Genomic DNA, 13,267 nt, shown 5'->3' with positions numbered 1-13,267 from the left:
ATTATAAAGCGACAAGCAATCAACTTGGGCAATAAGTATTGACTGCTATCACTGATTCATTAACTTAAACGATTTTTAATTTACTTATTTAGCCAGCTCATCAACACTGACACCAAGAGCCTCTGCAACTAAAGCTTGCTGCTGCTGAGCATGTAATTTAGGTGAGCCTGTTGCTGGTGCTGCACTAGCAGGACGAGCTACGGGTTCCATTACTTTTGCTTTGGTTGGATGTGGTACCACAATACGGAACATATGCGGCGCTAAATAATACCAAGCACCTTGGTTTAGTGGTTCTTCTTGTGTCCAGACAATCTCTTTTAGATTGCTATATTTCTCAATTTCTGCAATCAAACGCTCTTCGGGTAAAGGATAGAGCTGCTCTATACGGACAATGGCTATATGTTCTAAACCTAGCTCACGACGCTGTTCAAGTAAATCATAGTAAACTTTACCACCACATAAAAGCAGACGAGTTACTTTGTCATTGTTACGCTCATCAACCTCTGGTAATACGGTTTCAAACTTACCGTTGGCCAGCTCTTCTAGCGTAGAGGTCGCAAGCTTATGACGCAGTAAACTCTTTGGTGACATTACTACCAATGGTTTACGTATAGGGCGTATCGCTTGACGACGGAGCGCATGGAATATCTGTGCTGGTGTCGTTGGGGTAATCACTTGCATATTGTCTTCAGCACACAGTTGTAAGAAGCGCTCAAGGCGGGCTGATGAATGCTCAGGACCTTGACCTTCATAGCCGTGTGGCAACAGCATAGTCAAACCACAGACACGCTGCCATTTGGTCTCACCACTTGATATAAACTGGTCAATAACCACTTGCGCACCGTTTACAAAGTCACCAAACTGGGCTTCCCAAACGATTAATGCATTAGGCACCGTAGTCGCATAACCGTATTCAAAGGCTAAAACCGCTTCTTCTGACAATAGTGAGTTGTAAGTAGCAAAGCGGGCTTGTTTCTCGCTAATATGAGCGAGCGGTACATACATGCTACCGTCGTTAACGTTGTATATTTCGCTATGACGATGGGAGAAGGTACCACGGCCGACATCTTCACCTGTGATGCGAACCAAGACTTCATCATTGTCAACTAGACTTGCATAAGCTAGGGTTTCAGCGGCACCCCAGTTCAGCGGCTCTTCACCCGTCTGCATAGCTAAACGCTGCTCGACGACTTTTTGGACTTGACGCTGTAGCTTATAGCCTTCTGGCATCTCTGCCATTTTGCGACCATACTTTTTTAGCTTTTCTATATCGACGCTGGTATCCCAGTCATCTACTAAGTCATGACCTAGATAAGGGGTCCAATCCACAAACAGGTCCTCATCAGGCTCACGTACTAATGAGTTCACTACGTAATCACCACGATCTAAGGATTCACGATAATCATCTTCATAGTTTTTAGCTTCTTCATCACTAATCACACCTGCATCAACTAATTGCTGGGCATAAATCGTACGAGTGGTTGGCAGCTTTTTGATAACTGAGTACATTAGTGGCTGGGTAGCTGAAGGCTCATCCGCCTCATTATGACCGTTACGGCGATAGCAAAATAGATCAATAACGATATCTTTATCAAACTCATGACGGTAATCAAGCGCCAGTTGCGCAGCAAATATTACCGATTCAGGATCGTCACCGTTCACATGCAAAATAGGCGCATGGACCATTTTTGCTACATCAGTACAGTATTCAGTTGAACGCAAATCTTCTTGACGACTAGTGGTGAAACCTACCTGGTTATTAATAACGATATGTAGCGTGCCACCTGTCGTGTAAGCACGAGTTTGTGACATCTGGAAGGTTTCTTGTACTACACCTTGTCCTGAAAATGCGGCATCACCGTGGACAACAATAGGTAATACGGTATTACCATCTTTATCGCTGTGACCCGGCTGATCATTACGACGAACTTGGCGCGCACGTACTGAGCCTTGAAGTACAGGAGCAACAATCTCAAGATGTGAGGGGTTAAAGGCTAATGCTAAATGTGCCTCACCACCTGGTGTCATAACGTTTGAAGAATAACCATTATGGTATTTTACGTCGCCCGAACCTTTTTCTGGCTGGATTTTACCATCGAACTCATCAAATAAATCAGATGGATTTTTGCCTAGTATGTTTACCAATAAGTTCAAACGTCCACGGTGAGCCATACCAATAACCATCTCTTTGGTTCCATAGCCACCAGCACGCTGAATAATCTCATTGACGGCTGGGATAAAGCTCTCACCGCCTTCTAGACCAAAACGTTTTACACCCGTATATTTACGAGCTAAATATTTTTCTAAACCTTCAGCAGCGGTTAGGCGCTCAAGAATAGACAAACGCTTTTCTTTGTCAAACTCAATATGGCCTAAATTGCTTTCAAGATATTTTTCCATCCAGCGCTTTTCAGTACTGGTGGTGACATGCATATATTCTACGCCAATATAACGACAATAGACTCGCTCCATGATTTCAATAATCTCACGCAGCGGCGCTTCTGACTTACCGATATTAAGGTCATTGGTCGGATATACTGTATCCAAATCAGCCTCTGAAAGGCCGTGGTAAGCTAGAGTCAAATCTTCGACTTCAGCACGAGGATGCAAGTCTAATGGGTCGAGTTGAGCACGGCGATGACCACGACGACGATAAGCGGAGATAAGCTGTTGCACGCTCATCTGCTTAGGGTCTACGCAGTTTGCTGCATTGGCTTCTGTAGTCCCGCCTGAAGTAGCAGCAGGAGCACTGCCTCTGTTCGCAGTTTGATTACGAGCAAGCAGCAAAAACTGATCTTTAATATCATTGTGCTTAACGTCATTAGGAGACTGGTACTGTTTAAAGTAATCTTGCCAATCTTTATCGACGCTACTAGGATCGTCTAAATACTGCTCGTAAAGAGACTCTATATAATGGGCGTTGTCAGCAGCGAGTTCAGTGTGTCCTACGTCAGCTGTTTTTTTAATTGTACTATTCATAATAATCGTCTATTTGATAGATAAATGAATGGAATTGTGCTTATTGATGTATAGGATTTCTTAAGCTAGACCGACAAAAACTGGCCTACAATAGAAAAACCTCTACTAAGCATCTAGTTGATAATAAGTTGTAAAAAATAGCTATTTAGCTACTATCTTTTGCGTAATTCTACTTTTGCTTAATCTTGCTTCTGCATAATCTTGGCAAATGGCTAATACCATTTATACTCTCATAAAAAAGCTAATTTAGATTAATAATATGAACTATTATCAATTAGCATGGAGCTTTTACTAAAAATATCAATACCCAGCTGCTCAATTTAATTAACTAATCGTGCGGTTATCTCAGTTGTAGCAACACTTCCTTGGTTTATCTTTGAGTACTAATCCTAACGCTCAGTACCAGACATACATTGCCATCTAGCGTAACATGTCAAAATTACCTGACATAGTTTGTTTGTTTAATACTAGGTATTTACCTAATGAATAACCATTATAAGCTAAGGAATCATTCCACTAGTATTATAACCCTTTATAGGGATTTTATTAAACAACAAAACTGGTTTATAGGCTTATACTAAATCCTACTATACTGCACTAGCCACAATAATAAGTAACAAACCGCATTTTTTTACAGCTTATCAACGTCTCATTATCATAGAATTACATCAAGCCAACTTTTGGTTACAAGCTACTTCTAAATGCAGAGCAAAAGCATTTAACAAAAGAACACCGCCTATTAATAAGCGGTGTTCTTTACATAATAAATATAAGGCTACAATAACAAGTTTACTTTAAACTTAACCGGCCTGATCGATAAGCATGTTACGTAAATGACCGATAGCTTTGGTTGGATTTAAGCCTTTAGGACAGACCGATACACAGTTCATGATACCACGGCAGCGGAATAAACTAAATGGATCATCCAAACGAGCCAAACGAGCTTGAGTATCACTGTCACGGCTGTCAGCAACAAAACGATACGCATGTAATAAAGCTGATGGACCTAAGAACTTATCAGGATTCCACCAAAATGATGGGCAACTGGTTGAGCAGCAAGCGCACAAAATACACTCATACAAACCGTTTAGCTGCTCACGCTGTTCAGGCGATTGTAAACGCTCCGTTGGCGGTGCTGGCTGATCGTTGATCAAGTAAGGATGTACTTTTTCGTATTGCTCGTAGAACTGGTTCATATCAACGACCAGATCACGAACTACTGGCAAACCTGGTAGCGGACGAACAGTAATCTTCTCAGGTAAGGTGTTCATGTTGATTAGACATGCCAAACCATTTTTACCATTGATATTCACGCCGTCAGATCCGCAAATACCTTCACGGCATGAACGACGGAACGTAATGGTTTCGTCTTGCTTCTTTAAACGTAAAAGTACGTCGAGTAGCATACGATCTGACTCTAGAAGCTCAATCGTATAACTCTCCATACGTGGTGCTGCGTCCTTATCAGGATCGTAGCGGTAAATTTCGATGGTGCGAGTACCTCGGCTCATAATGCTAAACTCCACACATAGGTGATGGCGGGCGTACAAAGGCTGCAGTATATCAATGCTATTGAGGTGTTACTGGTTATTTATCATAACATTGATATATGCATGTAGCTGGCGGTCACCTTTTTAATAAATTAATAAAGGATAAAACTTTTAAGATTAATAAACTCGAACTTTTGGCTCAATATAATCTACAGTCAGCGGGATTTTACGAACGGGCTTATAGATAATACGATTACCTTCAGAATACCACAAAGTATGTTTCATCCAATCATTATCATTACGGCCATTTGGTGCATAATCATCATCTTCTGGACGATCATAGTCTGAAACACTATGGGCACCACGGCTCTCGTGACGATTAGCTGCTGAAATCATGGTTGCTTTTGCTACTTCGTACAGGTTAATGACTTCAAAAGCTTCGATACGTGCGGTATTGAATACTTGAGATTTATCCGCTAGATGGATGTTCTCAACTTTTTCACCTAATGCTAATATCTGTTCAACACCTTCGTCCATAAGGGCTTGAGTGCGGAATACACTAGCATGCTTCTGCATAGTAGCACGTATCTCATCAGCCACATCTTGAGCATTGTAACCTTCAGTTGACTGTTGTAGTTTGTTTAAACGGCCAATCGTAAAGTCAAGTACATGGGTATCTAATGGCTTGTAATTATGATCGTTATGATGATATTCATCAACGATATGTTTACCGGCCGCACGGCCAAAGACCACTAAATCAAGCAGTGAGTTGGTCCCTAAACGGTTAGCACCATGAACACTTACACAAGCACACTCACCGATAGCATAAAGGCCTTTAACTACTTTACCTTCAGTATATAGACCTTCCTCATCAGTACCCGCTTCTAAGTCAGGTACGATAACTTGACCATTAATAGTCGTTGGAATACCACCCATCATATAATGGATGGTTGGAATAACAGGAATAGGCTCTTTAGTAATATCAACGTTAGCAAAGTTTTTACCAATCTCAAATACCGATGGTAAACGCTTCATAATGGTGTCTACCCCTAAATGGGTCATGTCCATGACGATATGATCCGCATTGGGGCCACAACCACGGCCTTCTTTGATCTCTTGGTCCATTGACCGTGAAACCAAATCACGTGGGGCTAAGTCTTTTACGGTTGGTGCATAACGCTCCATGAAAGCTTCGCCATCTTTATTACGTAAGATTGCGCCTTCACCGCGGCACCCTTCGGTTAATAGTACCCCAGCACCATGTACACCCGTGGGGTGGAATTGCCAGAATTCCATGTCTTGTAGTGGTACACCGGCACGCACCGCCATTCCAATACCATCACCAGTGTTGATGTATGCGTTAGTTGAAGCAGCAAAGATACGGCCTGCACCGCCAGTAGCTAGTACAGTGACCGGCGACTGGAATACTGCAACCGTTCCAGTTTCTTGCTCAATAGCAATAACGCCATTGATATTACCAGCTTCATCTTTAATTAAGTCAAGAGCAATCCATTCGATAAAGAACTCGGTACCTTGCTCAAGGTTTTTTTGATATAGCGTATGTAATAATGCATGGCCCGTACGGTCAGCCGCAGCACAAGCACGCTGGACTGCTTTTTCGCCATAGTTTGAAGTATGACCACCAAAAGGACGCTGATAAATAGTGCCATCTTCGTTACGGTCAAAAGGCATGCCCATGTGCTCAAGCTCATAGACTACTTTTGGTGCTTCTCGGCACATAAACTCAATGGCGTCCTGATCGCCTAACCAGTCTGAGCCCTTTACCGTATCATAGAAGTGAAAATGCCAGTTATCATTACTCATATTACCTAAACTTGCACCAATACCGCCTTGAGCGGCTACAGTGTGCGAGCGTGTTGGGAATACTTTGGTGAGGACTGCGACGTTCATGCCGGATTCAGCCAGTTGTAGCGAAGCACGCATACCTGACCCACCGCCACCAACGATGACCGCGTCATAATTTAGGGTCTTAATATTACTAATGGTGTTGTCTTGTCTAGTTGCCATTACGGTTTTCCTAATGCCTGATGATGCTTGCGGAGTAAATTAAAAGACTGTTTGAACAATAAATTATCAGCTAATCATCTAGAACTAACTATAGATAGAAGGCTGATAAATCTTGATCTGAGTAATTGTCAAATCTTGTTAAATAAAAAAGCGAATTACCTAGAATGATGCAAACAATCTTTTAGCACTTACTAAAATTTGCATACTTGTCATTATGTTATATAGGGCAAAGCTCTTAGATGGTGAGCCTGCGTGACATAATAACATAAATTATTTCATGGCTAATTTGAGGACTGCCTTTAGGGACTGGTCAATACTAACAATGAGTACTAAAAATTAAGCTTATAGTCCTTCATTAGCCATAACGTTCCATCTAAATGCTTAAAAGTTAAACGGCAACGACACCAAAGCCATTACCCCAAAAAATCATAATACCCCAGAACAAATAGACCAAAATAGCAGCGATCATTAGGGCTTGCAGGATTAAACGAAGACCACCTGACTTGATATAGTCAGTCAAAACGGTCCAGATACCAACCCAAGCGTGTCCAGCCAAAGCGATAATAGCAAGCAAGCTAAATAAACGCATAGGTAGGCTATTCATAAATGCTGACCACTCATAGAAATCCATGTTGCCATGGGTTAAAAAGAAGCCAACCAGCACCACACTATAAATAGCTAGGATCACTGCACTAAAACGCTGCACCACCCAATCACGTGAGCCTGATCCGGTTAAGCCGGTAGCACTTTTGATTCCTGAATTATTTTTAATCATTAGAACATCACCCATACAAACGACGCGACAATTAGAATGGCTGCAATTACAAAGCTTACCACGGCCGCAGTCCGACCTGTTTTTAGCTCTTCGTGCATGCCCATATCAGCAAATAAATGCTTTATCCCCATCACGAAATGATAAGCAGTCGCAGCGACGAATATCCATGCTACGAAGCGTACCAAAACGTTATCAAACACAGTTTCAAAACTCTCAGGCGACGCCAAAGAATTCTGTAATAACCAAAGCATGATAGGGATAAGTAAGAATAAGATAATTCCTGAGATACGATGTAAAATCGAGGCTCTAGCTATCGGTGAGCTATTAACGCTAATCACTTGGCTCAAAGGCAAGTTAATGGGTCTGTTGCTTTTCACAGCGGGCATCCTTTTGCGGTTATACTCCTGTATTTGCTATCAAAGCTAAATAGAATCTGCTCCTACTAAGCCAATAGCCACACACGAGACGAATAAAATAGTAAGGAAGAGCTAGCTGACCTTGCTAATTTTGTACGGCACCATGTTGTCAAACGCTATCAAGCTATCCATGTTAACTGGTCTATTTTAATTGTAGCCTTAACGCAAAAAAGATAACGTATCAAAACTACCACAGCGTTATCTTTATTAAGTCTGACTTCATAAGAACCAATTTAAAAATAGAACAAATAACAAAAACATTCAAGCCACAAAGTATTGTTAAGCTTTTAAAACAGCTCTTCAATCGTAACAAAATATAAATCAGCAGCATGTTAAAGGAGGGGTTCTCTGCTCACATGCCTCGACCTAAACAAAGCTTGTATCAGTTAAATTGTGCTAATTATAAAATGACTGAACGTTAATTACAAATTTATCCCCTAAATAATAACTATGACTCTTATTTTTGCAGAAATATAGACTTTTGTGATATTGCTACTGCGACCTTTCTTAGTGTTTTAATTTGATTATCATTATCTTAATTATCTGTTAGTCATACTCTATCAGTTTCTGCCGACTTTTATTGATAAAAAATACTAATGACTATTGTTATTATAATATTAAGCAGCGCTATTTTACTGCCGACTGGCGCAAACTACCCCCTTGCGGTAAAACAGCTATTTTATCTAGAAATAAGTTATTAGACATATTTTGATACAAAATTTACGATAGAGAAACACCCTAAAACTATACTAATTGGAGCAAATACTGCTAAAAGTCTTTTCAAATTGTATTGAATTGCTGGTAACATAGCTGGATTACTAAATGAACTGAATTCGTGTTTGTATGTATGTTTGACCACTAAAATCGCGAAAACGGCGCACAAGTAAGCGCCGGTAGCACTTTTATTTATGCTAACAAGTTAAAATCAATGGAAATGGAGAAGAAACCATGGCTGATCAAAATGCCACACTAACAGCAGAAGGTAAGGAATACCAACTACCTATTATCAAGGGTACTCTAGGACGCCCAGTTATTGATGTTGCTGCTTTACAAGATTCAGGCTTTTGGGCTTATGACCCAGGTTTTAAAGTAACGGCCCCAGTTGAATCAAAAATCACTTTCATCAATGGTGGCAAGGGTGAGCTGCTACATCGCGGTTACCCTATCGATCAATTGGCCAACCATGCAGAATATTTAGAAGTAGCCTACGCTCTTATTCACGGTGATCTACCTAATAGCGAGCAAAAAGAAGACTTCTTTGAAAAAATCCGTAAGCACTCTGGGGTTCATGATCAACTGCGCAAGTTCTTTGAAGGCTTCCGTCGCGACGCCCACCCAATGGCTATTATGGTCGGTGTTGTTGGTGCATTATCAGCTTTTTATCATGAAGACTTAGATATTAGTGATGAGTACCATCGTGAAATTACAGCCATTCGCCTGATTGCTAAAATGCCAACCCTTGCCGCTATGAGTTATAAATACTCACAGGGCGAACCGTTTATGTATCCTCGTAATGACTTTAGCTATGCTGAAAACTTCTTATACATGATGTTTGCTACACCGGCTGATGTGGATTACCAGCCAAATGACGTCATTACTAGAGCAATGGACAAAATCTTTACCTTGCACGCTGACCATGAGCAAAACGCTTCGACCTCTACCGTTCGTTTAGCTGGCTCTACTGGCGCTAACCCTTACGCTTGTATCGCTGCGGGTATCGTCGCACTTTGGGGTCCATCACATGGTGGCGCCAACGAAGCTGTGCTTGAAATGCTAGATGAAATTGGTTCTGTTGAAAATGTACCTGAGTTCATGGAAAAAGTGAAAAGCCGTGAAGTTAAGCTAATGGGCTTTGGTCACCGTGTTTACAAAAACTTCGATCCTCGCGCAAAAGTCATGAAAGAGACTTGTGATGAAGTATTGGAAGCGCTAGGTATCAACGATCCTAAGCTTGAATTGGCGATGGAGCTTGAAAGAATTGCGTTAGAAGACCCGTTCTTTATTGATCGTAACTTATATCCTAACGTTGACTTTTATTCTGGCATTATCTTAAAAGCCATCGGCATTCCAACTTCAATGTTCACCGTTATTTTCTCTCTAGCTCGTACCTCAGGCTGGATCAGCCATTGGTTAGAGATGCATAGCGCCCCGTTCAAAATTGGTCGCCCACGTCAATTATACACGGGTGAGACTAAGCGTGATTTCGTAAAAGTTGAAGACCGTAAATAAGAGTCTAGGTTAAGCGCCTAAACCCTCAAGTAGTTTATAGATCAGAAAAAATCCCGCCAATGTGCGGGATTTTTTTATGTAATCGTTTATGAGGTTTACTCTAGATCTCAGATCTTCAACTAAACTTTATACTCTTATCCAAGCCTTATTGAAAGCTCTCTAGCTGCTGTTCATATTTAGCGATTTGCTCATCATAACCTTTAATAGTTTCATCAAATTTTGCCATCAAGGTTTCAAACTCCGCCTGTTGCGACTGCTTCATCTGTTGTATATCGGCCACTTGCTGCGCCTCTATCTGCTCCCAAATTTGCTGCTGAACAATCAAACGTGCCAACGTAGGACTTTTACTGTCTAGCCGTTCAGCGATCTCAGGATGCTCAAAAAACTGCGGTATCAAAGTGGCGATATTGAGCAGGGTATCCGTTTCCTCGGCACTGGGTAATCCCGTTTGATATAAAGCCCGAGTAGCCTTTTGATAAGAGTCGATAATTTGTTTTCCATCTAGTATCTCAGGCTCTTTTGGCTCAAAGCTAATGCGCTTTAATACTTCTAAATCACGTTCACCTATCTCGGTACTGGTATTTATTTCTGTATCTTTAGATTCATTGGTATCTACTGCGGTCGCCTCACTGCTAGTATTCGAGCCTACATCAGTCTTGGTCTGCTCATCAGCTAAAGTGGTGGTATTACTAATTCCAGGCGGACTTACAGCATTATCAGTATCAGTTGTCGGAACGTTTTCAATAGCGCTATCAGATAAGCTATCATTATCGGCGGCGTCAGCGGCTTTTAGGGACTCATACTCTGCTTGTAAACGTCTTTGTAGGTTTTGTACTTGTTCAACATATAATGGCTGGAACTGCTCTATGTGCGCCAAAGCTGAATCACTGATAGAGAGCGATTTTGCGACCTTATCGTCGATTGATTCAGCTTGCTGATCAGTAGAATCCTCAGAGGGAGTAGGCGCTGGCTGACAACCAGCTAGGAGCAAACTAGCACTTAGCATTGAAACAAGCGCTGCACGCAAAATGTCAAATATCACAGTAAAAATCCTTTTAAAACTAAAGTAGGTGTTTAAACTTATTTTGGTTCTCGTTTTATTTTAACTTTGATTCTATCGGCTTAATTAGATTAAGCTCAGCTATATTATTTTAGAGCGTTATTTGGAGACGAACTTTTATCCTCATTTTTTATCATAGCGTTTATTTGCCATAATCCGAAGATTAAACTGTGAACGAGCTGTCGATAGGTTCTACTTTATCATTATGCTGTAGCGCTAAAAACGGAATACATGTCTCAAAAGCTTGGCAGTCGTAACCGGCTTGGCGATGCAAAAAGTAGTCCTGTACCATACTGGCTTGCTGCTCAATCCCATATTTGAAGAACGACTTCCCTACTTCGAGCTCATAACGATAGCGACGATTGATAAGGGCGCCACGCACAACTTTTAGACCTTGTTGTAATTGCCAGACATGGGTCAACTCATGAATAAGCCAGCTTTGCTTACCCATTGTTGCCTGACTAAAATCAGCAATCCAATCAGCCGGATGAAAATAAATATGACCATTAGGGCTGACAGCATAGTTTTTGAGCACCCACCAAGCGGTTTTTAGCCGTATGTTACTAATATCTAAGCTGTCTCCAAATATTGAACGTGCTAGAGCGACCTCGCCGCTGCTTAGTGGACGAGATTGTTGTTGATGGCGACTTGATAAATGCCGCGGGTAGCTCAATAACTGCTGTATGCTTTGCTTTATCATGACCTTGCTATCTCCGCTGTATCTTAAATGGTTTATTTAGGCTAAGTTATTCATTAATAAGGCTTATTGTTGCCAAATAAAAGCGCCTAAGACATAAATGCTACATTTAGCTGAGTTTTTCAAGGCAGAGCGCCATTAGCTTACTGGGCTAATACTAGCTGTTTTATAAATGATTGGTTTACCAAAGTAAATTATATATAAGCAAATTATTAGCTTATTTTTTATTTTAAGTTGAGAGTATTATATGCCCCCTACTTTTCATGCAGATACACCGCTGGCCCAGCGTATGCGCCCGCTGTTACTTGATGACATTATAGGTCAAGCGCATCTGTTAGGCGAAGGCGCTCCTCTGCGTCGTTTGGTTGAACAGAATCATCTGCCCTCCATTATATTGCATGGGGAGGCTGGTATTGGTAAAACCACCATTGCGATGCTGCTAGCCGATGCGGTTGGGCGTCCTTTTCATGCGTTATCAGCACTGAATACTGGTGTGAAACAATTGCGCGAAGTATTAGACAGTAAAGACTCGTTAAGCTTTGAGTCGCCAGTGGTGTTTATCGATGAGATTCACCGTTTTAATAAAGCGCAGCAAGATGCCTTATTGGGTGCCGTAGAGGCCGGCGATATTACTTTGATAGGCGCTACTACCGAAAACCCTTCTTTTAGTGTTAATAATGCTTTATTATCGCGCTGTCAAGTCTATCGATTAGAGCCACTTAGTAGCGAGCAAATAAATGCGGTACTGCAGCGCGCCATTACTGAGGATACTCTACTTAAAACCCTTGCTATCGATCTACAGGCTCAAAACTTCATCAATCAATTGGCACATGGTGATGCTCGTAAAGCGCTTAACTTATTAGAGCTTGCCGTGCAAACGGCTAACCCGAAACAGTCTCCGATTATTATAGATGATGAGCTGGTAGCCCGGGTGGCACAAACAGCGCTGGTTCGTTATGACAAAGACGGCGAGCAGCATTATGATATAGTCTCAGCGTTGATTAAATCGGTTCGCGGCTCGGATCCTGATGCTGCTTTATACTGGATGGCAAGGATGCTAGTTGGCGGTGAGCCCGCTGACTTTATCGCCCGTCGACTGGTTATTTTGGCCAGTGAAGACATTGGTAATGCCAACCCTAATGCACTACTACTCGCCGATGCAGCCCTGCGTAGTGTACAATCTATTGGCATGCCCGAGGCGCGTATTATCTTAGGTCAAGTGGTGGTTTATCTCGCTACCAGCGCCAAAAGTAATAGTACCTACAAAGCCATTAATGCAGCAATGAGCTTAGCAGAAAAAGATGCTTCACCAGTCCCTCTACATTTGCGTAATGGGGTGACTAAACTGATGCGAGATCAGGGTTATGGAGCCGGATATACTTATCCACACAATTATCCCAATCATTATTATGCGCAAACCTATTTACCTGATAACCTTATCGGTACGCGCTTTTATGAGTTTGCTGATAATCAACGCGAACAGCATAGTAAACAGTTTATGGATTGGCTAAAGAATCAGGCCGCTAGTAATGACTGACTTAGCGCTTACGGCTCAATTCATGATAAATGTGACCTATGTCATTCATTTTTATA

General features: G+C 41.6%; 9 protein-coding genes. 2 read left to right on the top strand and 7 right to left on the bottom strand.

The genetic code is table 11. The features are described from left to right. Nucleotides 1-84: 84 nt before the first annotated feature. The 5 genes from JMX18_RS10540 to sdhC form a co-directional block, all read right to left on the bottom strand. Nucleotides 85-2,979 (bottom strand): 2-oxoglutarate dehydrogenase E1 component, encoded by a 2,895-nt coding sequence (locus JMX18_RS10540; RefSeq protein WP_201587578.1) that lies wholly within the window; start codon nt 2,977-2,979, stop codon nt 85-87. 800 nt (nt 2,980-3,779) lie between these two features. Beyond that, on the bottom strand, nt 3,780-4,490 hold the full coding sequence (locus JMX18_RS10535; protein WP_201587576.1) for a succinate dehydrogenase iron-sulfur subunit: 711 nt from the start codon (nt 4,488-4,490) through the stop codon (nt 3,780-3,782). Between the two features lie 156 nt (nt 4,491-4,646). Further along, entirely contained in the window at nt 4,647-6,497 is a 1,851-nt protein-coding gene (gene sdhA, locus JMX18_RS10530) for a succinate dehydrogenase flavoprotein subunit (protein WP_201587574.1), read from the bottom strand. 388 nt (nt 6,498-6,885) lie between these two features. After that, entirely contained in the window at nt 6,886-7,251 is a 366-nt protein-coding gene (gene sdhD, locus JMX18_RS10525; protein WP_227674708.1) for a succinate dehydrogenase, hydrophobic membrane anchor protein, read from the bottom strand. Nucleotides 7,252-7,271: 20 nt separating this feature from the next. Next, nucleotides 7,272-7,658: a succinate dehydrogenase, cytochrome b556 subunit gene (sdhC, locus tag JMX18_RS10520; protein WP_201587570.1), complete on the bottom strand. Its 387-nt coding sequence runs from the start codon at nt 7,656-7,658 to the stop codon at nt 7,272-7,274. A 978-nt stretch (nt 7,659-8,636) separates the two neighbouring features. On the opposite strand from sdhC, the gene gltA reads away from it, so the two are divergent. Continuing rightward, nucleotides 8,637-9,917, top strand: a complete 1,281-nt coding sequence (gltA, locus tag JMX18_RS10515) for a citrate synthase (protein ID WP_201587568.1) — start codon at nt 8,637-8,639, stop codon at nt 9,915-9,917. 145 nt (nt 9,918-10,062) lie between these two features. On the opposite strand, the gene JMX18_RS10510 is transcribed toward gltA, so the two are convergent. Continuing rightward, nucleotides 10,063-10,959 (bottom strand): putative periplasmic lipoprotein, encoded by an 897-nt coding sequence (locus JMX18_RS10510; RefSeq protein WP_201587566.1) that lies wholly within the window; start codon nt 10,957-10,959, stop codon nt 10,063-10,065. A 181-nt stretch (nt 10,960-11,140) separates the two neighbouring features. Continuing rightward, nucleotides 11,141-11,677, bottom strand: coding sequence for a type IV secretion protein Rhs (locus JMX18_RS10505; protein ID WP_201587564.1), 537 nt, complete (start codon nt 11,675-11,677; stop codon nt 11,141-11,143). A 244-nt stretch (nt 11,678-11,921) separates the two neighbouring features. Between JMX18_RS10505 and JMX18_RS10500 the strand changes: the two genes are divergently transcribed. Next, the gene (locus JMX18_RS10500) at nt 11,922-13,211 is read left to right on the top strand and encodes a replication-associated recombination protein A (protein WP_201587562.1); all 1,290 of its coding nucleotides are present in this window, start codon (nt 11,922-11,924) and stop codon (nt 13,209-13,211) included. The last annotated feature ends 56 nt before the right edge of the window (nt 13,212-13,267 follow it).

Origin of the sequence: Psychrobacter jeotgali (assembly GCF_904846315.1) — a bacterium.
GTDB classification, from domain to species: Bacteria; Pseudomonadota; Gammaproteobacteria; order Pseudomonadales; family Moraxellaceae; genus Psychrobacter; species Psychrobacter jeotgali.
This window is presented reverse-complemented; position numbering and strand designations above follow the sequence as displayed.